This window comes from Bradyrhizobium sp. 40, assembly GCF_023100925.1.
Classification (GTDB): Bacteria; Pseudomonadota; Alphaproteobacteria; order Rhizobiales; family Xanthobacteraceae; genus Bradyrhizobium.
This window is the reverse complement of sequence record NZ_CP064688.1, coordinates 6940329-6963686: the sequence shown is the minus strand read 5'-3', so window position 1 is coordinate 6963686 and position 23358 is coordinate 6940329. Positions and strand designations below refer to the sequence as shown.

Below are 23358 nucleotides of genomic sequence, written 5' to 3'. Positions count from 1 at the left end.
AAGCTGAACCCGCGCCTTTTGCGCGAACAAATTCATTGGCACACCCAGTCATTGCCGCGCCGCAACTGGCGCTCGCGCCCGGGAGAGGACATGTCCGACATCGCCGAGATTCCGGTCGATGAACAAGAGCGACCGCTACCTCCGCCGCCACCCCCGGTGAAGAATGCACTGACCGACGGGCCGATCCTGCGCACGCTGCTCGGACTGGCCTGGCCCAACGTCGTCGCGCTCTCCGCCGGCACTTGCACGGTGATTGCGGAGACCTCCTATATCGGACGCCTTGGCGTGGAAGCGCTGGCCGCGATGGCGCTGGTGTTTCCGACAGTGATCCTGACCATGACCATGTCGGGCGGTGCGATGGGCGGCGCGGTGGCCTCCGCCATCGCGCGGGCACTCGGCGCCGGCGATCGCGAGCGTGCCGGGACGCTCGCCGCGCACGCGCTCTTGATCGGCATCAGCTTCGGCCTTGTCTTCATGCTGGGCATGCTGATCTTCGGGCCGCGCGTTCTGGAAATGCTCGGCGGCCGCGGCGACGTGTTGACGCATGCGATCGCCTACACCCAGGTGTTTTTCGGCGGCGCCGTGCTGCCCTGGCTGCTCAACACCATGGCCGGGGTCCTGCGCGGCACCGGCAACATGAAGCTGCCCTCGCTGTTGATCCTCAATTCTGCGGCCTGGCAGATCGTGCTTGGCGGCACGCTCGGTCTCGGCCTCGGTCCGGTGCCGCAATTCGGCATGCGCGGCGTCGCCGCCGGCGCGCTGATTGCCTATTGCATGAACATCGGTGTGATGGGCTGGTACCTGTTCTCCGGCCGCGCCCGCGTGACGCCGAAGCTGCGCGGGCTGCGCATCCAATGGGCGATGTTTTTCGACATCCTGAAGGTCGGCGCCATCGCCTGCTTCTCGCCGCTGCAATCGGTGCTGACGATCTCGATCTTCACTCACATGCTTGCGAAATTCGGCACCGCGATCCTCGCCGGCTACGGCATCGGTGCGCGGCTGGAATTCCTGCTGACCTCGATCGCGTTCTCGTTCGGCATCGCCTCGGTGCCGATGATCGGCATGGCGGTCGGCGCCGGCCGCATCGCCCGTGCCCGGCGCATTGCCTGGATCGCGGCGGCGAGCGCCTTCGTTGCCGTCGGTGCACCGGCGTGCCTGGTCGCGGCCTTCCCCGATCTCTGGGTCAACATTTTCACCGACAGCGCGACCGTGCGCGCCACCAGCCATCAATATTTGTCGACGGTGGCGCCGTTCTACGCCTTCATCGGCCTCGCCTCGACGATGTATTTCTCGTCGCAGGGCGCTGCCAAGGTGATCGGACCGGTGCTGGCGCAGACTGCGCGCCTGATCTACATCTCGGCGGTCGGCTGGTGGCTGTCGACGCATGATGCCACCGCGCAAAGCTTCTTCTGGCTGGCGGCGAGCTCGATGGTCGTGCTCGGCCTGCTCTCGTGCTCCAGCGTGGTGCTGACGCGCTGGGGACCGCGCCAAACCAAACCTGCGATCAGGCCGGCTCTGTCGGCCGCTGCGGACTAGCGATGCCAGTGGCGGCGATGGCCGCCACTGCCGCCGACATTGGTGAGCCGCATCAGTTGCGGAATCATCGCCATCATGTCGCCGCCGCCGGCGCCGCCGAGCATGCCCATGATATCGCCGCCGCCCATGCCCGTCGGCATGGTGCCGCCTCCGGCCATTGGCGCGTAGCCGCCGTAATTGGGCGCACCGAAACCCCCGCCGAGATTGCCGCCGCCGAGGCCGCCAATTCCGCCGCCGCCCATCATGCCACCAAGACCACCACCGCCATTCTCCATCATGCGGCTCATCATTGGGCCCATGGTCTGCATCATCATGCCGAAGCGGCGCTTGCCCATCTTGGCCTTCATCATCTCCAGCATCGGCGCCATCTGGGTCATCATGTCCTCGCCGCCGGCACCTCCGCCGCCGAGGAACTGGGCCTTTGCCGGTCCGCTCGAAATCGAAAACATCAGCAGCACGGCGGCCGCCTGGCAGATCACCTTGTCCGCACCTCTCATGGCCTGCTCCTCGCGTGCGGGGCGCCGCCGGGAGAGCGGAGCCAACCGAACGCACGCCGCCATGGTTATTGCGGACGAGGGCTGGGCTCTGTGAGAAAGATCACGCAGCTGCGGCTGGAAACGCTCGGTGTATGGCGGCGACGGCGTCCTTGGTCTGTCCCTGCACATAGGGCGCGAGCTCGTTCGGCAGCATGTCGATGATCCAGACCATGCGGCATCTTCCCTCGCCCTCGGCGATCACCTGCACCGAGGCGCTGTAATGCTTCAGACGCTCGTTGTTGATCGCGTAGACCAGCCGCCGCCCGGCATCGTCGCAATCGACCAGCACCTCGCGCGCCACCGATCCGTTGGCGAAGGTGACGATGCGCGCGTCGCCGTCGAGCGTGCAGGCCGTGACGAAGCCCGGCGCCAGACGCTGATGCAGCGCGCCGAAATCGCGAACCGCATCCCAGACGTCGTGAGCCGGGGCGGGGAGGAGAATGTCGTTGTGGATGGAGGCCATGAAGGTGTCCTTGGTTGCGTTAGATTTTGGTCGAGGACTCCGTCATTGCGAGCGCAGCGAAGCAATCCAGAGATGTTTCCGCGGTTGGAGTCTGGATTGCTTCGTCGCAAGTGCTCCTCGCAATGACGGAGCGAGCTCACGTGCAGACCGCCTCGACATTGTTACCATCGGGATCGATCAAGAACGCCGCGTAGTAAGTCGGGCTGTAATCCTTGCGCGGGCCGGCACCGCCATTGTCGCGACCGCCGCTCTTCAGGCCCTCGCTATGGAATGCCTTGACCGAATCATGATCCCCAGCGCGAAACGCGATATGCGCGCCATCCGCCTTGCGCCCCTTGTTCAGGTGCAGCCACAGCGCCGGCTCGCCCTTCGGCCCGAAGCCGGCATAACCATCGCCGCTCGAGCACAAGACATAGCCGAGCGGCGCCAGCACCGCGGTGTAGAAGCGCGTAGCGGTGTCGAGGTCGGCAACGCGCAATCCGATATGATCGTACATGGTCGTCTCCATTTCCAAAGCGCGCCGCAATCGGCGCGCGCCGGAGACGAACCTAGTCAGTTGAGCGCAAGCTGCTCTTGGAGAATCTTGCGCTCCCCCTTCGAGGCCTGACGGAACTTGGTTGGCGAGACGCCAGCGGCGCGGTGGAAGGTGCGGACGAAGTTGGAGAGATCGCCGAAGCCGACGTCATAGGCGATGTCGGTGACTGCGATGTCGTCGTCAGCCAGCAGCCGCGCCGCATGCCGCAGCCGCGAGCGCACCAGATATTGATGCGGGGTGACGCCGAGCACGGCGGAGAACAGCCGCAGGAAGTGGAAGGGGCTGAGGCCTGCCTGCCGCGCCGCCTGTTCGAGGTCGACCTCGGCATGCGAATTGGCGTCGATCCACAGCGCGGCTTCCACGGCGCGGCGGCGGTCGCGCGCCGTCGGTGTCGTCGGCTTGCGCGTCTTGCCCGAGACGACGTCGACGAAACGGCCGGCGAGGATCTGACCGACCTCGTCGAGACCGAGATCGCTGTTGCCATCTGCCGCCGTCTGGGCGAGCTCACCCAGCACCATCAGCTCGGGCAGCGGCGGGGTCGCACCGACCTGCCAGACGTCGCGCCGGCCGCCGAGCGCGTCGACCAGATCGTCGCTGAGGAAAAAGGACAGGCAGACGTCGCCGGCGACATGCTCATGCGTGCAGGTGTATTCCTCGCCCGGCGCGCCGACCAGCATCGAGCCGGCCACCAGCTCGAAGAAGCCGGCGCGGCAATGACAGCCAAAGCTGCCCGCGCGGACATAGGCGATGGAATGGCCGGTGCGGCACTCCGCAAACGGGCTGTCGTCCGGTCCCGCGTCGCAGCGAAACTCGGAGACCGTCATCGAGGGGGTGGTCAGCAGCGTCGTTGCATCCATGCCACCTATCTAGGTGGAGGGTCTCGGCGGGGCAACGGGCAGCAGGACGTCGAACAGCGTCTTGCTGGCGATCGGATGGGCGCCCTCGAGCGACAGCAGCCGCCGCTTGGAGATCACGCCGCCATAGGGCGAGAGCCGGTCGGTGTAATTGCCGGCCTCCAGCACCCGGTGGCAGGGCACGATCAGCATGTAGGGATTTCTCGCGATCGCCTGTGCCACCGAATGCGCGGCGCCGGAGGCGCCCAGCGTCTTGGCGATCTCGTGATAGGTGCGCGTCTCCCCGCGCGGGATGGCGCAGGCGGCTTCATAGACCCGCCGGTTGAAACCGGGCACCCCGCTCGCGTCCAGGCTGACCTCGGAAAAATCAGCATCGCTGCCTTGCAGCAAGCCCACGATGCCCTCGATTGCGAACTCGGCGTTCGCGGAAGGCCGCTGCTCGCGCGCCTCGGGATGGACCTGGAAAATCCGGCGGCGGGTGTCGATCTCCCGCGCCTCCGGCAATTGCACGGCGACGATACCGGTGCTGCTCCAGATGATGCCGCAGCGCCCTATGGTCGTGTCGAATATCGCGTAGCCACGCCCCACCATGCACACGCCCCACTCAGTGCACGTCTCCCCAGACAGGCGATCATAACACCGCCACAATCCGGCGCATCCAAAATCTTGACGGAAACTTAAGAAGGGTCAGGCGGGCTGCGCCAAAGCGCTTGGCGAGATGCGCCGTCTCGGCTAATCAGAGCGGGCGCAGGCTGCGCATCCGCGGGCGTAGTTCAATGGTAGAACGGCAGCTTCCCAAGCTGCATACGAGGGTTCGATTCCCTTCGCCCGCTCCATCCTGCTTCGCGTCAAGGCGCTTCGCAGGACTTTGATATCTCGGCAACGCGAAGCAGGATGCCCTTCGAAGCCTTGGCGAAGAAGGGCCGATGTTCTCTCGCGTGCGCCAGACCAAGTTTCCAATATATTAGCTCGTCGTGACCGGCACCCGGCGCGCTCTCGGTTAAGCTCTCTCGCCTGGTGGCTTGCGGTCACCGCGCCGGGCCATGTTCGGATGAAAGTCAGGACCTACAAGCAATGGACCAGCAAAAGCTCGATCGCGCGATCGGTCGTCGCTTGAAGACGCTTCGGACGCAGGCCGGCATGACGCTGAATGAGCTCGCAGGCAGCTCCGGCGTCAGCCGTGCGATGATCGGACGGGTAGAGCGGGCGCAGAGCAGTGCGACGGCTGCGCTGCTGGGTAAACTTTGCGCCGCGCTCGACGTGTCGCTCAGCGACGTCGTCGCGTTGGCCGAAAAGCCGCCGGAGCGGTTGGTGCGGCTCGCCGACCAGCCGCACTGGCGCGATCCCGACAGCGGCTATCGCCGCCGCCACGCTTCGCCGACGGACGCGGCGAGCGGCATCGAGATCATCGTCGTCGATTTGCCGGCCGGTGCGCGGGTGCCGTACAGCCCCTGGGGGCGCAATGCCTTCACCCAGCAACTGCTGATGCTGGAGGGTGCGATCGCGGTGCACATCGACGCCAAGGCGGTTCGCCTGCGCGAAGGCGACTGTCTCGATTTCGACGTGATGCGCGCGGTGATCTTCGAGAACGAGACCAGACAGGATGCGCGCTACGTCATCATCACGCGCCGCGGCGCGTCCTACGGCAAGATGTGAGCCCTGACGATGCAGATCCGCACCGGCGACACCTTTGATCCACGCGTCATCGCGCTGCTCGACCATCACGTTGCGGCGGCGCGAGCACAGACCGCGCCGGGCAGTGCGCATGCGCTTGATCTCGCCGGGCTTCGTGCCCCGGAAGTCGCGTTCTGGACCGGCTGGGACGGCGACACGCTGGTCGCCACCGGTGCGCTGAAGTCGCTGTCAGCCGAGCATGGCGAGGTGAAGTCGATGCACACGCTCCAGACCACGCGCCGGCGCGGCTTTGGCGGTGAGATGCTCCGCCACATCATCACGGCAGCCCGCGCGCGCGGCATGGCGCGGCTCAGCCTCGAGACCGGCTCGTGGGACTATTTCAAGCCGGCGCACGCGCTCTACCGGGCGCATGGCTTTGTCCTCAGCGGCCCGTTCCAAGGCTATGTCGACGATCCCAACAGCCTGTTCCTGACCTTGGATCTGTCGGCGAGCCGATAGCTCAGGAACGCGTCTGCTCGATCCTATCGAGCACGCGCTCGGGGGCGATGTCGCGGCTTGCCTCCTCCAGATCCCGCTTCGAGTCGGGCTGGACGTCCAGCCGCTCGGCGATCTGCGTGAGGAGGCGGGCAACCTTGGTCAATTCGTGCTCGGCGAGCAGGCTGATCTGGAGATCGAGATCGGCGCGCTTGTCCGCTGCTGCGCTCATGCGGTTCTGCGAGATCAGCACGAATGTCGACAGGAAGATCGCCTCGACCGAAGCAATCATCGCCAGCACCACGAAGCTCTCGTCCCAGGCCGGAATTCCCGGCAGCCAATGCAGATTGGCGATGATCCAGAAGCCGAACACCGCGACATGGAGGTAGACGAACGCCATGCTGCCGGTGAACGCCGTGATCGCATCGGCGACCTTTTCCTGACCCTTGGCCGCGCGCTGCTCGCGGCGGCGGCGCTCGACCAACGCCTGGATGTTGCGCTCGAGGGTCGGGCTCAATCCCTCGCCGGGATCATGGGTGATATCGTTACGCACGGGGCAGCAACGGCGGACAGGAAAGGCTGTTCCTAGGCCCAGCTGCCGGAAAATGCCTGCCGCCCCTCAAAATGAGTTGCGTACCTCAAAACACCTCTGCTAGCCTTCAGCCATGGCCGAGACGCTCACCACGACCGCGCTGACGCTGAAGGACATCGCCCGCCAGGCCGGCGTCAGCCTCGCGACGGTGGACCGCGTCCTGCACAATCGTCCGGGCGTGCGGCCGGATACGGTCCGGCGCGTCAAGGAGGCGATCGAGCGCAATTCGTTCCAGCCGCACGTGGCCGCCGCCGAGCTCGCCCGCGGCCGCGCCCGCCGTTTCGCCTTCGTGATGCCGTCGGGGCCGAACCCGTTCATGCAGCAGATCCAGGATTATCTCGGCGAGATGTCGGGCTGGTTGTCGTCACGCCGCCTCGGCGTCGAGACCGTCGCAACCGACGTGTTCGATCCGTCCGTGCTCGCGGCTTCCCTGGAAGGGCTCTCGGACGATTACGACGGCATCGCCGTGGTGGCGCTGGACCATCCCGGCGTCCGCGCCGCCATCGACGATCTCGTCGATGCCGGCGCCAAGGTCGTGACGCTGGTCTCCGATGTGCCGTCGTCGCGCCGGCACCATTATGTCGGCATTGACAACATTGCCGCGGGGCGCACCGCCGGCGCGTTGGTCGGACGGCTGGTCGGCCAAAAGTCCGGCAAGGTCGCGATCGTCGCGGGCTCGCAGGGCCTGCGCGATCATGCCGAGCGCATTTTTGGCTTCAACCAGGTGATGGCCTCTGAATTCCCCGGCCTCAGCGTGCTGCCGGTGCTCGAAGGACGCGACGAGGACGCGCGTTCGGAGCAGGTGTTGACGCGGCTGTTGAGCCGGCATGCCGACATCGTGGGTCTTTATAATGTCGGCGCCGGTACGCAAGGCGTCGCCAACGCGTTGAATGAAAAGGCCTTGGGCGATGCCAGCCGCGACAAGCAGGTGGTGTTTGTCGGACACGACGTCACTGCGCTGACGCGCCGGCTGCTGCTGCAGGGCGTGATGCATGCCGCGATCTCGCAGAACCCCGGACACGAAGCGCGCGCCGCCGTGCGTGTGCTGCTCGCGCTCGCCCGTGGCGAGCCGATCTTGCGCGAACAGGAGAAGATCAGGATCGACATCGTGATGCGGGACAATCTGCCTTAGCGGCAGGTGGAATTCAAAATGACCCGTTGCGGATAAGGCGTATTTGAGTTCGCGCACCGCAACAGGCGAAAGGGAGGACGGCGTGTATCTCGGAATCGACATCGGCACATCAGGTGTGAAAGCGGTGCTCGTCAGCGAAGCCGGCGCGGTTGTCGCGACGGCGGCGCGCGAGCTTGCGCTATCGCATCCCGCGCCGCTGTGGTCCGAGCAGGATCCCGATGGCTGGGTCGATGCGGCGGTCGGCGCGGTCGACAATCTTGCCGCCCGCCATCCGCGCGAGGTCGCGCGGGTGCGCGGCATCGGGCTGTCGGGCCAGATGCACGGCGCGACGCTGCTGGACGAGGACGGACGGCCGCTGCGTCCCGCGATCCTATGGAACGACGGCCGCTCGCATGCCGAATGCGTCGCGCTGGAGCGGCGCTGCCCGTCGCTGCGCACGATCGCCGGCAATCTGGCCATGCCCGGCTTCACCGCGCCGAAGCTGCTCTGGGTCGCCAGGCACGAGCCAAAAATCTTCGCGCGTGTCGCAAAGGTGCTGCTGCCGAAGGCCTATGTCCGCTATCGCCTGACCGGCGAGATGGTCGAGGACATGTCGGACGCGGCCGGCACCCTGTGGCTCGACGTCGGTCTGCGCCGCTGGTCGCCCCTGCTGCTGCATGCCACCGGGCTCGATCTCCATCACATGCCACGCCTCGTCGAGGGCAGCGAGGTCAGCGCGACGCTCGCGCCGGACTACGCGCAACGCTGGGGCATGGCTAGGAATGTCGTGGTCGCCGGCGGCGCCGGCGATAATGCCGCGAGCGCGATCGGGCTCGGCGCCATCGCGCCGGGCGATGCTTTCCTGTCGCTTGGCACATCCGGTGTAGTGTTCCGCGTCACTGATCGGTTTGCACCGGCTCCGGCCTCGGCGGTCCATGCGTTCTGTCACGCACTGCCCGGCCGCTGGCATCAGATGGGCGTGATGCTGTCGGCGGCGGCGTCGCTGGCCTGGCTCGCGGGCGTGATGGAGGTTCCGGCCGCAGCGCTGCTGGCGCCGCTCGGCGAGCGCGTCGATGGACCGAGCCCGGTCAAATTCCTGCCCTATCTCGACGGCGAGCGCACGCCGCACAACGATGCCGCGGCCAGCGGCGCCTTCGTCGGCCTGCGCGGTGCGACCGGCCGCTCCCAGATCGTTCAGGCCGTGCTCGAAGGCGTCGCCTTCGCCGCGCGCGACAATCTGGCGGTGCTGAGCGCGGCCGGCGGACCGCTTCCCGAGGTCGATCTCGTCGGCGGCGGCTCGCGCTCGCCGCTGTGGGCGCAGATCTGCGCCGATGTGCTCGGCATTCCCGTCCACCGCGTCGAGGAGGGCGAGGTTGGTGCCGCGCTCGGCGCCTCCAGGCTCGGACGGCTCGCCGCCACCGGCGAAGACGCGGCTGCGGTTTGCACCCGTCCGCGCCGGCTCGCGAGTTTTACGCCCCGCGCATCCGTGGCTGCGGCCTATGACGAGGCCTATCGCCGCTGGCGCGAGCTTTATCCTGCGTTGAAGGAGTGTGCCTGAGTGAACGCGTCTGTGAAATTCTTTGATATAACCGCACCTGTCGCCTTCGCCGGCAAGGATGCGGGAAACTCGCCCGCCTTCCGCTGGTACGACAAGGACCGCCTCGTCCATGGCCGCAGGATGGAGGACCATCTGCGTTTTGCGGTCTGCTATTGGCACTCGTTGTGCTGGCCCGGCGGCGATCCCTTTGGCGGCGAGACGTTCCTGCGGCCCTGGCACCACGGCACCGATGCGATGGCGCAGGCGCGCGCCAAGGCCGACGTTGCCTTCGAGCTGTTTCGCTTGCTCGACGTGCCCTTTTTCACCTTCCACGACGTCGATGCGGCGCCGGAAGGGAACTCACTCGCGGAATCCGTCGCCAACCTCAATGCCATCGCCGATCTGTTCGAAGCGAAGATGGCCTCAAGCAAGGTACGCCTGCTCTGGGGCACCGCCAATCTGTTCACGCATCGGCGCTACATGGCGGGCGCGGCCACCAATCCGGATCCCGAGATATTCACCTATGCCGCCGGCCAGGTCCGCGCCGCGCTGGAAGTGACGCACCGTCTCGGCGGCCAGAACTATGTGCTGTGGGGCGGGCGCGAGGGCTATGAGACGCTGCTCAACACCGATCTCAAGCGCGAGCTCGACCAGCTCGGCCGCTTCGTCTCGCTCGTCGTCGAGCACAAGCACAAGATCGGCTTCAAGGGGCCGATCCTGATCGAGCCGAAGCCGAAGGAGCCGACCAAGCACCAATATGATTTCGACGTCGCTACCTGCTATGGCTTCCTCGCGCGTTACGACCTGCTGAAGGACGTCAAGCTCAACATCGAGCAGAACCACGCCATCCTCGCCGGCCACTCCTTCCATCACGAGGTCGCACTCGCGCAGGCGCTGGGTGTGTTCGGCTCGCTCGACATCAACCGCGGCGACGATCTGCTCGGCTGGGACACCGACCAGTTCGCGATGAACGTGCCCGAGCTTGCCCTGGTGTTCCATGAGCTCCTGAGCCGCGGCGGCTTCAGCTCCGGCGGGCTGAATTTCGACGCCAAGATCCGCCGCCAGTCGATCGATCCCGACGATCTGATCCATGCCCATGTCGGCTCGATGGATGCCTGCGCGCGGGCGTTGCTCGCCGCCGCGGACATGCTCGACGCCGGCGTGTTCACTGCGCCGCTTGCGAAACGTTACGAGGGATGGGCCGGGCCCGAGGGCCGCGCCATTCTCGGCGGGCAGCGCTCGCTTGCCGAACTTGCCGACCGCGCGCACGGCCCGGGCTTTGACCCGCAGCCGCGCTCGGGCCGGCAGGAATATCTGGAATCCCTCGTCAACCGCTACGTCTGAGGAAGGCCGCTGATGACAAATGCACAAGCGACACCGGTCCTCGAGCTGACCGGCATAGGCAAGGAGTTCGGCGCGATCCGCGCGCTGCATGATGTCGACATGCAGGTCCTTCCCGGCGAGGTCGTCGGCCTGATGGGCGACAACGGCGCGGGCAAGTCGACGCTGGTCAAGATCATCGCCGGCAATTTCCGCCCCAGCCAGGGCGAAATCCGCTTCGCCGGCAGCGCGGTTCATTTCAACCGGCCCGTCGATGCCCGCGGCGTCGGCATCGAGGTGGTCTATCAGGACCTCGCGCTCGCCGACAATCTCACCGCAGCGGCCAACGTCTTTCTCGGCCGCGAGCTGAAGCGCAGGATCGGGCCGTTCGCGTTGCTCGACCACAAGGCGATGGCGGCGCGTGCGTTGGAGCTGTTCGGTGAGCTGCGCTCGGAGACGCGCCCCGACGATCTCGTCAAGCAGATGTCGGGCGGGCAGCGCCAGGCGGTTGCGATCGCGCGGACGCGGCTCTCCAACGCGAAGCTGGTCATGATGGACGAGCCCACGGCCGCGATCTCGGTCCGCCAGGTCGAGCAGGTGCTCGGCCTGATCCACCGGCTGAAAGAGCAGGGCGTTGCCGTGATGCTGATCTCGCATCGCATGCCCGACGTGTTCGCGGTGTGCGATCGCGTCATCGTCATGCGCCGCGGCGAAAAGCGGGCCGACAAGCCCATCCACCAGACCTCTCCCGAGGAAGTCACCGCCCTGATCACCGGCGCGAAGGAGGCGGCGTGATGGCCATGCCCATGGAATCCCCGATCACCTTCTCGAATGTCGGCAAAATCAGATGGTGGCAGCGCGGCATCTTCGCGTCCCAGACCGGCTATGTCCTGCTCGCGCTGGCAGTGCTGCTGGTGGTCATGCATTTCGCCAGCCCGTACTTCTTCACCGAAGGCAACATGCAGAACGTGGCGAAGAATTTCTCCTTCATCGCCATTGCGACGCTCGGCGTCACCTTCGTGATCATCACCGGCGGCATCGATCTGTCGGTCGGCTCGATGATGTGCTTCTCCGCCATGGTCACCTCGATGGTGATGACCGAGCTGTCGGCGCCCGGCTCGCCGGCGGGCTCCCTGTTCGTGCACATGGCGGCCGACGGCAAGACCGTGCTCGCCAATGTCCCCGGCCTGATCCTGGTGGTCTCGCTTCTCGCCGGCCTCGGCGTCGCGCTGCTCGCCGGCCTCGTCAACGGCTTCTGTATCGCGGTGCTCGGCCTGTCGCCGTTCGTCACCACGCTCGGCATGCTCTCGATCGTGCGCGGGCTCGGCTATGTCGTCTCGAACGGACGCGGCAGCTTCCCAGGTGGGCCGGATGCCGATTATTTCTACGCGCTCACCTCGGGCGACGTGCTCGGCGTGCCCGTGCCATTCATTTATCTGATCGTCCTCGCGCTGGCGATGGCCGTGGTGCTGCACCACAGCTCGTTCGGCCGTCACGTGTTCGCGCTCGGCGGCAACGAGAAGGCGGCCGAACTCACCGGCATCCCGGTCGTGCGGGTGAAGATCGAGGTCTATGTGATCTGCGCGCTCGCCGCAGGCCTCCAGGGCATCATCATCTCGGGCTGGCTTGGGTCGGCGCCGGCCAACATGGCGACGTCCTACGAGCTCAACGTGATCGCCGCGGCCGTCATCGGCGGTGCCAATCTCGCCGGCGGCATCGGTGGACCGCTTGGCGCCATCGTCGGCTGCGTGCTGCTCGAGGTGATCCGCAACGGCCTCGTGCTCGCCCAGGTTAGCTCCTACTGGCAGCAGACGCTGGTGGGCGTGATCATCATCCTGGCCGTATTGGTCGACCGCATCCGCTCGCGGATGATCTGAAACGACGTCGTTCCGGGACGGCAACGAAAATGCCGCCTGTCCACTTCCCGGACGATCTTGAGAGGACAGGCGCCAAAGAAGGGTGGAGGAGACGATGAGGAAATATCTACTTGCCGGCATCGCGGTCGCGATGATGGCTACGCCGGCGTTTGCCGCAAACTACCGGTTCGTGATCGTGCCCAAGGCGATGAACAATCCGTTCTTCGACTTCGCGCGCGACGGCTGCCTGAAGCGTGCCAAGGAGCTCGGCAACATCGAGTGCATCTACAAGGGGCCGGTCGAGCACGAGCCGGCGACGCAGGCCCAGATCATCCAGGACTTCGTCACTCAGAAGGTCGACGGCCTCGCCATTTCGGTTGCCGACGTCGCGGCGATGACCAAGTCGATCGACGCGGCGACCGCGGCCGGCATCCCCGTCATCACCTTCGACGCCGATGCGCCCGGCGCCAAGCGCATCGCTTATATCGGCACCAACAACAAGGAGTTCGGCGTCGCCCTCGGCAAGCAGCTCCTGAAGCTGCGGCCCGACGGCGGCAAATATGCCATGGTCTCGGGTGGTCCCGGCGCCAAGAACCTCGCCGAGCGCGTCGACGGCGTCCGCGAGGCGCTGAAGGGCTCGAAATGGACCGAGGTCGCGGGCTCTCCGACGTTCTGCAACGACGATCCCGCGCTGGCGGTTCAGCAGATGACTGACATGCGTACCGCGACGCCCGACCTCGCCGCGATCGTTCCCATCGGCGGCTGGCCGATGTTCGCCCCCGAAGGCTTCAAGGCCTTCGCCTCCAGGTACAAGAAGGATATCGATTCCGGCAAGTTCACGCTTGTCGTGGCCGATACGCTGAAGATGCAGCTCGAGCTGTTGCGCGATGGCTATGCCAATGCGCTGGTCGGCCAGCGTCCGTTCGAGATGGGCGAGAAGGCGATGGACACGCTGCTCGCCATCAAGAAAGGCGAGAAGGTGCCGGAGATCGTTTATACCGGCCTCGATCTCGTGACCAAGGACAACGTTGCGCAGATGTTGAAGTAGGAGCGTCGCCAGCCCCGCGCTCCTGCGTGCCTCTCCCGCTTGCGCTTGTCGCAAGCGGGAGAGATGATCTTGGTTGTTGGGGAAGACGGTTGAGGCAATGGGAATGAAAAGGTCGCGGCTCGGCTCTCTCGATGTCACCTCACTCGGCCTCGGTTCCGCCCCGCTCGGCGGATTGTTCACCCCCGTCAGCGATGCCGATGCGGAAGCGACGATCGCCCGCGCCTGGTCGCTCGGAATTCGCTTCTTCGACACCGCGCCGCTCTACGGCTTTGGCCTTGCGGAGCGACGCCTGGGCGCATTCCTGCGGCAACAGCCCCGTGATTCCTACGCCATCTCGACCAAGGTTGGCCGCCTGCTGCGCGTGCCCGATGGCGCGGCCGCCGAGGACGAGCACTACAAGGGCACGCCGCGCGAGCGGCCGGTGTTCGATTTCAGTTATGACGGCGTGATGCGATCGGTGGAGGAAAGCCTGGCGCGGCTTGGGCTCGACCGCGTTGACGTCCTGCTCGTGCATGATCCCGACGATCACTACGACGACGCCGTCGCCGGCGCCTTCCGCGCGCTCCAGCGCCTGCGCGCTGAGGGTACCGTCAAGGCGATCGGTGCCGGCATGAACCAGTCAGACATGCTGGTCCGGTTCGCAGAGGCCGTTCCGGTCGACTGCTTCCTGCTCGCCGGCCGCTACACGCTGCTCGACCAGGGCGCGCTGGATGCGCTGTTCCCGCTCTGCGCGTCGAAGCACATCGGCATCCTGCTCGGCGGCATCTACAACAGCGGCATCCTGGCCAATCCGCACACCGGCGCGAAGTTCAATTATCAGGATGCCGATGCGGCACTCGTCGCCCGTGCGCTGGCGCTCGACGAGCTCTGCCGCAAGCACGGCACCGAGCTGAAAGCCGCCGCGCTGCAGTTCTGCATGGCCCATCCGGCAGTCACGGTCGCCGTGATGGGCGCGCGCAACGCCGCGGAAGTTGCCGACAACATCGCGATGTCGGAGCTGGGGGTACCGGCGGCGTTCTGGCAGGAGCTGCGTAGGCGAGAACTCGTCGACGCCCGCGCGCCATTGCCGGACGGAGCTTAAGGCATGATCATCGACGCTCACCAGCATTTCTGGGATCCCGCGCGCGCCGACTATCCCTGGATGGATGCGCCCGAGCTCAAGCCGATCCGGCGTGCCTTCGGTCCGGCCGATCTCGCGCCCCTTTTGAGCGCGAACGGCATCGACGCGAGCATCCTGGTGCAGTGCCGCTCCGCGCTGGCGGAGACCGAGGAATTCCTGCGGATCGCGCATGCGACGCCCTCGGTGATCGGCGTCGTCGGCTGGGCCGATCTGACCGACGCTGCACTTGGTGAGACGCTGGACCGGCTGCGCGCTTCGCCCGGCGGTGACAAGCTGGTCGGCATCCGCCACCAGGTCCATGACGAGGCCGATCCGGATTGGTTGTTGCGCGAGGACGTCCAGCGCGGCCTCACGGCCGTGTTCGCGCACGATCTCGCCTACGATTTCCTGGTCCGCACCCGCGAGCTGCCGGCCGCGATCGCAACCGCACAAGCGTTCCCGCAGGCGCGCTTCGTGCTCGACCACGCGGCCAAGCCGCTGATTGCCGACGGTGGAAGCACTGAATGGTCCAATGGCATCGCGGCACTCGCGGCCTGCGGCAATGTCTGGTGCAAGGTCTCGGGGCTGGCGACAGAAGCGGTTTGGAGCGACTGGAATGCGGAGCTGCTGTTTCCGTTCGTCGCGCACGCCGCGACATGCTTTGGCGAAGATCGCCTGATCTTCGGCTCGGACTGGCCGGTATGCTTGCTCGCGGGGAGCTATGGTGAGATCAAGGGCGCGCTGGAGGCCTGCCTGATGAAGCTCGGTCCGCAGGCGCGTGAGAAGGCGTTTGGCGTGAACGCGAAGGCTGCGTATCGGTTGGCGGTTGGTTGAAGCCGACAGCGCGCGTGTTGCTCAGCGTTCCCCAAACACCCGATCCAGCGCTGCATCGTACGTCGTCCGCACCAGCGCCGGATGCAGCTTCGCCAGCGTCTCCATCATCACGCCGGAATTGATCTCGAGCACGCGCCAGACGCCGTCGACGCGGACGAGGTCGATCGAGGCGAAGGTGATGCCGATGGCCTTGGCGGCGTCGATAGCGAGCTTTGCGCAGGCTGCGCGAAGATCGCAATCCTGCATCAGCACGGGCTTTGCACCCGCATCGAGATTGTGCCGCCAATCCGAGCCGCGCTGCTTGCTGTAGACGACGAGTGGCACATCATCGAGCAGGACCACGCGAACTTCGTCCTCGATCACGAGATAGGGCGAGATCACGAGTCCGGCGCTCATCGAAAAGGCTTCGCCAACCGCATGATCGAGTTCTGTTTCCGTCGTGACCCTGAAGACGGATCGTCCCGACGTCCCCTCGTTCGGCTTCACCACCACGCCTTGCGGATTGTCGTGAAGCAGCGCCAGCATTGCCTCTCGCGAGGCGACGCCGACAACCTTCTCGCCCAACTTCGGATTGAGGAACAGGCGATGGGGAATGCAAGGCACGCCCTCGAGCGCCAGCACCTCGGCGGTGGCCGATTTGTCGTTGGCCAGGCGGTGCGCGATGGCGCTGTTGAGGCCGATGTCGTAGCCGAACGCGAAGCGGCGCTGCTCGCCCCGGCGCATCGCGAGCAGCCAGCCATCGGCGCGGACTTCGAGCGCGATGCCATGGGTCGCGCAATAGCGCCTGATCGCCTGGACGAAGATCCGCTCGCCGTTCACCATGTGTCTTGTCGCCACTCGCAGCCGTCAGTTCCAGTCGAGCTTGGCGCCAAAAGCCGCAAAAAAGCGGGAAACGGCGCCAAACGAGAGTGAAATCAGAGCTATTCTTAATGAAATTCTCGCGAGCGCCACGGAAATTAAGTGCTGTATTCGGGCCCCGGAGGGAAAAGAAATTGCCCTCCGCGCGCGCCGGACAGCAGATCCATTAATGATGCGACCATTTCCGCCGCAAATGCCGGTTTGACCGGCATCAATTGCATCCGGAACGAGGTTGATTATTGGTCTCAATGGCGTAGATCACACACGCGAAATCCTCCGCCATGGCAATGGTGTCCGCTCCGCTTTCAGGGGCCGGGCAACGCTTTTGCCCTAAAACCGCAATTATTCGGAATATCGAAAATCATGAGCGCGTTTTACCGAGAGAAGGTTCTTTCCGTCCAGCACTGGACCGACACCCTGTTCAGCTTTCGCGCAACCCGCGATTCCGGCTTCCGCTTCCAGAACGGCCAGTTCGCGATGATCGGCCTCGAGGTTGAGGGCCGCCCGCTGCTCCGCGCCTACAGCATGGCCAGCGCCAACCACGAGGAAGAGCTCGAGTTCTTCTCGATCAAGGTTCAGGACGGCCCGCTGACGTCGCGTCTCCAGAAGATCAAGGAAGGCGACACCATCCTGGTCGGCCGCAAGGCGACCGGCACGTTGATCACCGACAATCTCATTCCCGGCAAGCGGCTGATGCTGCTCTCGACCGGCACGGGCCTGGCGCCCTTCGCCAGCCTGATCAAGGACCCCGAGGTCTACGACCAATTCGACAGCATCGTGCTGGTGCATGGCTGCCGTCAGGTCTCCGAGCTCGCCTATGGCGAGAAGCTCGTCGCCGGTCTTCGCGAGGACGAACTGTTCGGCGAGTTGCTCGCGGACAAGCTCATCTACTATCCGACCGTGACCCGCGAGCCGTTCAAGAACCGCGGCCGCATCACCGATCTCATCAGCTCCGAGCAGATCTTCAACGACATCGGCCAGGGCCCGCTCGACATCGCGACCGACCGCATCATGATGTGCGGCAGCCCGGCGATGCTCGAAGAGCTGAAACTGATGTTCGAGGGCCGCGACTTCGTCGAGGGCTCCGGCAACAAGCCCGGCCATTTCGTGATCGAAAAGGCGTTCGTCGAGCGGTAGGCCCTCTCGTGTCGTCCTGGCAAAAGCCAGGACGCTTGCCTGGGTAAAGCGCTCTGACGGGTTAATGCCCGTCCCTTCCGAGCCCTGCTGCACCGCAGCAGCCCGCCCATCGGGCTGATTGATTTGTCCCCGCCGAATTCGCTAGCGTGAAACAACCGCCGCGTCATATCCGTATGACAGGCGCGGGCGTATCGTACCGCCTCATGCTGGCGAGAGGATGGGAATCGTGGCCGACGAGAACAAAACGCAGGAATCGCCCAGCTTATCGCCCAACCCATCGGCCAAACGGCTGCCGCTGGCGGAAGAGGGGATCATGGAAACCCTGCTGCTGCCATTCTCTCCGCGCTTCATCGTCCTGACGATCTGCGCGGTGGTCACGGCGCTGCTGACCGGCATCGGCTTCGCCGATGGCAAGATCTTCGACATCCTGCTGATCCCGATCCTGATCTTCGGCGCGCTGACGGCGCTTGGCGTCCGCGACCTCATGCAGAAGGGCCACGCCGTTCTGCGCAACTACCCGATCTCGGCCCATATCCGTTTTTTGCTCGAAGAGATACGCCCGGAGATGCGGCAGTACTTCTTCGAGAGCGAGAAGGACGGCATGCCGTTCTCGCGCGACATCCGTGCGGTGGTCTATCAGCGCGCCAAGATGCAGCTCGACAAGCGTCCGTTCGGCACCCAGGAGGACGTCTACCGCCAGGGTTATGAGTGGATGCATCACTCGGTCTCGCCGAAGACGCATGCCGAGGAGAAATTCCGCGTCACCATCGGCGGGCCGGATTGCGCCAAGCCGTATTCGGCTTCCGTGTTCAACATTTCCGCGATGAGTTTTGGCGCGCTCAGCCCGAACGCCGTGCGCGCGCTGAATGCCGGTGCCAAGAAGGGCGGCTTCGCGCACGACACCGGCGAGGGCGGCTTCAGCCCCTATCACGCGGAGATGGGCGGCGACATCATCTGGGAGATCGGTTCGGGCTATTTCGGCTGCCGTCATCTCGACGGCACCTTCGATCCCGAAGCCTTCGCGCGCGTCGCGCGCCAGGACCAGATCAAGATGGTCGAGCTCAAGATCAGCCAGGGTGCCAAGCCCGGTCATGGCGGCGTGCTGCCGGCGGCGAAAGTCTCGGAGGAGATTTCCAAGATCCGCGGAGTCGCCATGGGCGAGGATTGCATCTCGCCGGCCTCGCATCGCGCCTTCTCGACGCCTGTTGGCATGATGCAGTTCATCGGCGAGATGCGAAAGCTCTCCGGCGGCAAGCCGACCGGCTTCAAGCTGTGCATCGGCCATCCCTGGGAATTTTTGGCGATCTGCAAGGCGATGATCGAGACCGGCATCTATCCCGACTTCATCGTGGTCGACGGCAACGAGGGCGGCACCGGCGCCGCGCCGCTGGAGTTCATGGATCATCTGGGCATGCCGATGCGGGAGGGCGTCAGTTTCGTCCACAACGCCCTGATCGGCATCAACGCGCGCGACCGCATCAAGATCGGCGCCTCCGGCAAGATCGCCACCGCCTTCGACATGGCACGCGCCATGTCGATCGGCGCGGACTACTGTAATTCGGCGCGCGGCTTCATGTTCTCGCTCGGCTGCATCCAGTCGCTGAGCTGCCACACCGACCGCTGCCCGACCGGCGTCGCGACCCAGGATCCGACGCGGGCGCGCGCACTCTACGTGCCGCTCAAGATTGACCGCGTGCACAATTATCACCTTGCGACGCTTCACTCGCTGACCGAGCTGGTCGCCGCGGCCGGTCTCGAACATCCGCAGCAGCTGCGCCCGATCCACTTCTCCCAGCGTACCTCGACGACGGACGTGAAATCCTTCGCGCAGCTCTATCCCTCGCTGCGTCCGGGCGAGCTGCTCGAAGGTACCGAAGACGCACGCTTCCGTGATGCTTGGCGGATGGCGCGGACGGAGACGTTCCAGCCGGCGCCGTAGGGCAAGGCCGCAGGTCCTGCGCAAAGGCATCACGACATGGGCTGCGTTTAACGTTTTGTTCAACTTTGGGTATAGATTGTCCCCATGGACGAGCGGCGCGACAAGGCAAGGCATCGCGTGCTGAAGGCCGGAACGATCGAGTTCGGCGGCGGCGGCGCGATCGACTGCACTATCCGCAACCTGTCCGATACCGGCGCCGCGCTCGACGTCAGCAGTCCCGTCGGCATCCCTGACCATTTCAGCCTGTTCGTCCAGGCCGGCGGAACACATCTCGCCTGCACCGTGATCTGGCGCAAGGAGAAGCGGATCGGGGTGAGGTTCGGGTGAGGGTCTAGCGCAACAAATTCCGCTGTCGTGTTGAGAGTATCGCGAGCGCTCGCTCACCCCGTCTCTACTTCGCTCCGCCGGCTCGCGAGAATCTTGTCGATCCTCCGTCCGTCGAGATCGACCACCTCGATGTGCCAGTCGCCGAAGTCGAAGGCGTCGCCGACATCAGGCAGCACGTTGAACTGTTGCAGCACGAGGCCGGCGACCGTGTTGTAGCGGTGCGGCGGCAGTTCGACGCCGATCAGCTCGCCGAATTCGTCGACTGGCATCCAGCCTGAGACCAGCAGCGAATCATCCGCGCGCTTGACGTAGGCCGGTTCCGGCGGGCCTTCCTCGGAATGGAAGGCGCCGACGATCGATTCCAGAATGTCAGCCGTCGTCACGATGCCTTCGAACGCGCCGTATTCGTCGTAGACGAGGCCGACATGCACCGGCGCCGCCTTGAGGATCGCCAGCACGTCGCGGGCATCGGCCGACGCGGGAATGCCGGGCGCCTCGCGGACCAGCACGCGCAAATCCGGCGTACGCTCGTTCATGAAGGCGACCAGCAGGTCCTTGGCCTGGAGCACGCCGATCGGCTTGTCGCGGTCGCCGTCGGACACGGGAAAGCGTGAATGCGGACTCTTGGCGATGGTCGCTTGAATGCTCTCCGGCGTATCGTTGAGGTCGATCTCGTTGACCTCCGTGCGCGGCGTCATGATCGCGCCGACCGGCCGATCGCCGAGCCGCATCACGCCCGCGATCATCTCCTTTTCACCTGACTCGAGCACGCCCGCGCTTTCGGCCTCGCTGACGAGATGATGGATCTCGTCTTCCGACACCTTCTCTTCGGACTTGCCGCCGTGGCCGAGCAGCGTGAGGATCAGCTTGCCGGAGAGATCGAGCAGGAAGACCAGCGGCAGCGAGACCTTCGCAAGCACGTGCATCGCGGGTGCAACCCTGACCGCGATGCTCTCGGGGTCGCGCAGCGCCACCTGCTTAGGCACCAGCTCGCCGACGATCAGGGTGGCGTAGGTGATGAGCGTGACGACCAGGCCCACTCCGACGATGTCGGCAATTCCTGCGGACAGGCCGAGCTCGAGCAGCCATTGCGTCAGCCGCTGTCCGAGCGTCGCGCCCGAGAACGCGCCGGAGAGCACGCCGACCAGCGTGATCCCGATCTGCACCGTCGAGAGGAATTTGCCCGGGTCGGCCGCGAGCGTCAGCGCCCGCTCGGCGCCGCGGACGCCCTTTGCGGCGAGCATCGACAGCCGGGCCGGGCGTGACGAGACCACGGCGAGCTCGGACATGGACAGCAAGCCGTTGATGACGATCAGGACGACGACGATGGCGAGTTCGGCGGAGAGCATTGACGTTCCGAGGTAAGGGAGTGTGGCCGGATGGCGGCCCAGGCATTGATATAGGTATTCGGGGAAGAAATGCCGATGATTCTGTCGCATCCGGCATCGCGAAGGAACCTCGGCGACACCGTCCGGAAGGCACTCGAAGCCCAATACCCCGCGGAACTACGGGCATGCCGTTGCTTAACGGGCTCTTAGCGGCCACCGGCTAGGTTCTCGACATTTGCAGGAATATATTCGGGGGATCAGAATGCGGATCGGGAAACTCTTTGCGCTGTCGATGCTGACGGTGACGGTGTTTGCAGTCATCCTTGGCGCCGAGGTGCTCGTACCCCAGGCGCGCATCTTCACGAACCGCTCCGACGCGATCAAGACGGTCGACGCCTTTGGTGCGACCTTGATGGTCAGTCAGCACGTTGCCGGCCTTCGTGCCCCCTACATTTCGCCGATTTTCCAGGAGAACCCTGCGACGCAGGCCCAGATCGAAGGCGCCGCGAAGGCCGCGAAAGCAGCCGATGCCGCATTCGAGGGGGCAAGGCGCGCCATCCTTGTGCTGGATGATTCCGGACCGATGATCGAAAACCTGGACCGTACCGCCCGGCGGCTCAAGGATATCTACACCGCTGCAGACCGCGCGATGAGCGTTCCCTTGGCGGCGCGCGACAGCGCTGTGGTCAAGGGCTTCCTACCGGGCGTTGCAGAGGTCATCGGCAATATCGAGCCGATCATGAACCGGCTCGAAGCCAAGGTCATCAATGCCGATTCTTCGCTTGCGGCGCTGTTGAGCCTGGCGCGAACGGCGCAGGACCTGCGCGTCTCGGCCGGCAGCCGCGCCGCCACGCTGTCGCCGGCGCTGAGCGCGCGCCGCCCGCTCACGGCTCCCGAATTCTCGCTGATGGATCGGATGCAGGGGCGCGTCGAGGCCGACCGCGAGCGCATCGAGGCCGGCATCGACCAGCTCGGAAGTCCGCCCCGCATCGCCACCGCACTGAAAGCGGCGACGGATTCCTATTTCGGAAAAGCAGCCGCTGCCGTGGACAAGGAGATGCCCGCGGCTCGTGGCGACGGCAAATACGGCATCAACGCCGAAGAGTTGGCCACCGTCATTGTCCCCGCCATCCAGATGTTCTACGGCGTGCGCGATGCCGCGCTCGCGGAAGCTGCCGAGCGCGCCTCGGCCGCGCGCGACGGCGCGCTGGCGATGCTCGCGCTCGCGGGCGTGGCGGTGCTGGCGCTGCTGGGGACACTCGGTGGTGTGACCATGATGCTGCGCCGGCGCGTGGTGACGCCGCTGAGCCGGCTCGCGGACGTGATCGCAACGCTTGCCGCCGGACAGCACGAGGTCGAGATTCCCGTGACCGGCCGCAACGACGAGATCAGCCAGGTGGCAGGCTCGCTCCAGCACTTCAAGGACTCGCTCTCCGCCAAGAAGGCTGCCGACGAGGCCGCCGCGGTCGAAGCCGAGGCGAAACTCCGGCGCAGCCAGCGCATGGACCAGATCGCGCGCGATTTCGAAGCGTTGATCGGCGACGTCATCAACACCGTGTCGTCGGCATCGTCGGAGCTGGAAGTGTCGGCGGGAACGCTGACGAGCACCGCCGATCAATCGGAAAAGGTCACCGCGACGGTGGCGGCCGCCTCCGAGCAGGCCTCCAGCAACGTGCAGACCGTTGCCGCGGCCGCGGAGGAAATGGCGTCTTCGGTCGACGAGATCGGTCGACAGGTCCAGGACTCCGCGCGGGTCGCCAGCGAGGCGGTGCAGCAGGCGGCGCGGACCAACGACTATGTCGGCGAGCTCGCCAAGGCTGCCGGCCGGATCGGCGACGTGGTCGAGCTCATCAGCCAGATCGCGGGCCAGACCAATCTTCTGGCGCTCAATGCAACGATCGAGGCGGCGCGCGCCGGCGAGGCCGGGCGCGGCTTCGCCGTGGTCGCTTCCGAGGTCAAGGCGCTGGCCGAGCAGACCGCCAAGGCCACCGGCGAGATCAGCCAGCAGATCACGGGAATCCAGAGCGCGACGGAGGATTCGGTCGGCGCCATCAAGTCGATCGGCGACACCATCACCCGCATGTCCGAGATCGCATCGGCGATCGCCTCCGCGGTCGAGGAGCAGGGCGCCGCGACGCGGGAGATTTCCCGCAACGTGCAGCAGGCGGCACGCGGCACCCAACAGGTCTCCGCCAGCATCGTCGACGTGCAGCGCGGCGCGAGCCAGACCGGATCGGCCTCCTCCACCGTGCTTGCGTCAGCGAAGTCACTGTCCGGCGAGAGCAGCCGCCTCAAGGTCGAGGTCGGGAAGTTCCTGGACGCGATCCGGGCCGCGTAAC

At 65.6% G+C, this 23358-nt stretch carries 23 protein-coding genes and 1 tRNA gene; 16 read left to right on the top strand and 8 right to left on the bottom strand.

Annotated features, from left to right (window positions below):
* The first annotated feature begins 90 nt into the window (after positions 1-90).
* Complete coding sequence (locus IVB40_RS33395; RefSeq protein ID WP_247357616.1) at positions 91-1536, top strand: MATE family efflux transporter; 1446 nt, start codon at positions 91-93, stop codon at positions 1534-1536.
* On the opposite strand, the gene IVB40_RS33390 is transcribed toward IVB40_RS33395, so the two are convergent.
* From IVB40_RS33390 to IVB40_RS33370, 5 genes are all read right to left on the bottom strand, one after another.
* Complete coding sequence (locus IVB40_RS33390; RefSeq protein WP_247817550.1) at positions 1533-2033, bottom strand: hypothetical protein; 501 nt, start codon at positions 2031-2033, stop codon at positions 1533-1535. The two genes, IVB40_RS33395 and IVB40_RS33390, sit on opposite strands and share 4 nt — an antisense overlap.
* 100 nt (positions 2034-2133) lie before the next feature.
* Positions 2134-2535 (bottom strand): SRPBCC family protein, encoded by a 402-nt coding sequence (locus IVB40_RS33385; protein ID WP_247817548.1) that lies wholly within the window; start codon positions 2533-2535, stop codon positions 2134-2136.
* A 136-nt stretch (positions 2536-2671) separates the two neighbouring features.
* Positions 2672-3031: a VOC family protein gene (locus IVB40_RS33380; protein WP_247426928.1), complete on the bottom strand. Its 360-nt coding sequence runs from the start codon at positions 3029-3031 to the stop codon at positions 2672-2674.
* Positions 3032-3087: 56 nt separating this feature from the next.
* Positions 3088-3927: an AraC family transcriptional regulator gene (locus tag IVB40_RS33375; RefSeq protein WP_247817546.1), complete on the bottom strand. Its 840-nt coding sequence runs from the start codon at positions 3925-3927 to the stop codon at positions 3088-3090.
* Between the two features lie 9 nt (positions 3928-3936).
* A complete protein-coding gene (locus IVB40_RS33370) occupies positions 3937-4515 on the bottom strand; it encodes a methylated-DNA--[protein]-cysteine S-methyltransferase (RefSeq protein ID WP_247357621.1) in 579 nt (192 codons plus the stop codon).
* A gap of 171 nt (positions 4516-4686) precedes the next feature.
* Here IVB40_RS33370 and IVB40_RS33365 point away from each other — a divergent pair.
* The 3 genes from IVB40_RS33365 to IVB40_RS33355 all read left to right on the top strand — a co-directional run bounded on the left by IVB40_RS33365 (position 4687) and on the right by IVB40_RS33355 (position 6057).
* Positions 4687-4760: transfer RNA gene (locus IVB40_RS33365), tRNA-Gly, on the top strand.
* 238 nt (positions 4761-4998) lie between these two features.
* Positions 4999-5580: an XRE family transcriptional regulator gene (locus tag IVB40_RS33360; RefSeq protein WP_247817544.1), complete on the top strand. Its 582-nt coding sequence runs from the start codon at positions 4999-5001 to the stop codon at positions 5578-5580.
* Positions 5581-5589: 9 nt separating this feature from the next.
* The gene (locus IVB40_RS33355) at positions 5590-6057 is read left to right on the top strand and encodes a GNAT family N-acetyltransferase (protein WP_247817543.1); all 468 of its coding nucleotides are present in this window, start codon (positions 5590-5592) and stop codon (positions 6055-6057) included.
* Between the two features lies 1 nt (position 6058).
* Here the strand turns inward: IVB40_RS33355 and IVB40_RS33350 are convergent, their stop codons facing one another.
* On the bottom strand, positions 6059-6586 hold the full coding sequence (locus tag IVB40_RS33350) for a DUF1003 domain-containing protein (RefSeq protein ID WP_027565878.1): 528 nt from the start codon (positions 6584-6586) through the stop codon (positions 6059-6061).
* 112 nt (positions 6587-6698) lie between these two features.
* Between IVB40_RS33350 and IVB40_RS33345 the strand changes: the two genes are divergently transcribed.
* The 8 genes from IVB40_RS33345 to IVB40_RS33310 all read left to right on the top strand — a co-directional run bounded on the left by IVB40_RS33345 (position 6699) and on the right by IVB40_RS33310 (position 15430).
* Positions 6699-7757 carry a LacI family DNA-binding transcriptional regulator gene (locus tag IVB40_RS33345; protein WP_247357623.1) on the top strand — a complete coding sequence of 353 codons (1059 nt, stop codon included), beginning with the start codon at positions 6699-6701 and terminating at the stop codon, positions 7755-7757.
* 82 nt (positions 7758-7839) lie between these two features.
* Complete coding sequence (gene xylB / locus IVB40_RS33340) at positions 7840-9294, top strand: xylulokinase (protein WP_247817541.1); 1455 nt, start codon at positions 7840-7842, stop codon at positions 9292-9294.
* Positions 9295-10617 carry a xylose isomerase gene (xylA, locus tag IVB40_RS33335; protein ID WP_247817540.1) on the top strand — a complete coding sequence of 441 codons (1323 nt, stop codon included), beginning with the start codon at positions 9295-9297 and terminating at the stop codon, positions 10615-10617.
* 12 nt (positions 10618-10629) lie between these two features.
* Positions 10630-11388 carry an ATP-binding cassette domain-containing protein gene (locus IVB40_RS33330; protein ID WP_247285361.1) on the top strand — a complete coding sequence of 253 codons (759 nt, stop codon included), beginning with the start codon at positions 10630-10632 and terminating at the stop codon, positions 11386-11388.
* A complete protein-coding gene (locus IVB40_RS33325; protein ID WP_027565874.1) occupies positions 11388-12470 on the top strand; it encodes an ABC transporter permease in 1083 nt (360 codons plus the stop codon). Before IVB40_RS33330 ends, IVB40_RS33325 begins: the two co-directional genes overlap by 1 nt.
* A gap of 94 nt (positions 12471-12564) precedes the next feature.
* Complete coding sequence (locus IVB40_RS33320; protein WP_027514400.1) at positions 12565-13497, top strand: sugar-binding protein; 933 nt, start codon at positions 12565-12567, stop codon at positions 13495-13497.
* A 103-nt stretch (positions 13498-13600) separates the two neighbouring features.
* Complete coding sequence (locus IVB40_RS33315) at positions 13601-14578, top strand: aldo/keto reductase (protein ID WP_247285365.1); 978 nt, start codon at positions 13601-13603, stop codon at positions 14576-14578.
* Positions 14579-14581: 3 nt separating this feature from the next.
* Positions 14582-15430, top strand: a complete 849-nt coding sequence (locus IVB40_RS33310) for an amidohydrolase family protein (protein WP_247285366.1) — start codon at positions 14582-14584, stop codon at positions 15428-15430.
* Between the two features lie 21 nt (positions 15431-15451).
* Here IVB40_RS33310 and IVB40_RS33305 read toward each other — a convergent pair whose 3' ends face one another.
* Entirely contained in the window at positions 15452-16252 is an 801-nt protein-coding gene (locus IVB40_RS33305) for a RimK-like protein (RefSeq protein ID WP_247285367.1), read from the bottom strand.
* Positions 16253-16651: 399 nt separating this feature from the next.
* On the opposite strand from IVB40_RS33305, the gene IVB40_RS33300 reads away from it, so the two are divergent.
* The 3 genes from IVB40_RS33300 to IVB40_RS33290 all read left to right on the top strand — a co-directional run bounded on the left by IVB40_RS33300 (position 16652) and on the right by IVB40_RS33290 (position 19691).
* Entirely contained in the window at positions 16652-17425 is a 774-nt protein-coding gene (locus IVB40_RS33300) for a ferredoxin--NADP reductase (protein WP_007597827.1), read from the top strand.
* A gap of 217 nt (positions 17426-17642) precedes the next feature.
* Positions 17643-19364, top strand: a complete 1722-nt coding sequence (locus IVB40_RS33295) for an FMN-binding glutamate synthase family protein (RefSeq protein ID WP_247357629.1) — start codon at positions 17643-17645, stop codon at positions 19362-19364.
* Positions 19365-19448: 84 nt separating this feature from the next.
* Positions 19449-19691 carry a PilZ domain-containing protein gene (locus IVB40_RS33290; RefSeq protein ID WP_247285369.1) on the top strand — a complete coding sequence of 81 codons (243 nt, stop codon included), beginning with the start codon at positions 19449-19451 and terminating at the stop codon, positions 19689-19691.
* Positions 19692-19744: 53 nt separating this feature from the next.
* Here the strand turns inward: IVB40_RS33290 and IVB40_RS33285 are convergent, their stop codons facing one another.
* Entirely contained in the window at positions 19745-21040 is a 1296-nt protein-coding gene (locus tag IVB40_RS33285) for a hemolysin family protein (protein ID WP_027565867.1), read from the bottom strand.
* Between the two features lie 241 nt (positions 21041-21281).
* Here IVB40_RS33285 and IVB40_RS33280 point away from each other — a divergent pair, with 241 nt between their 5' ends.
* Complete coding sequence (locus IVB40_RS33280; RefSeq protein WP_247817539.1) at positions 21282-23357, top strand: HAMP domain-containing methyl-accepting chemotaxis protein; 2076 nt, start codon at positions 21282-21284, stop codon at positions 23355-23357.
* Position 23358 lies beyond the last annotated feature (1 nt).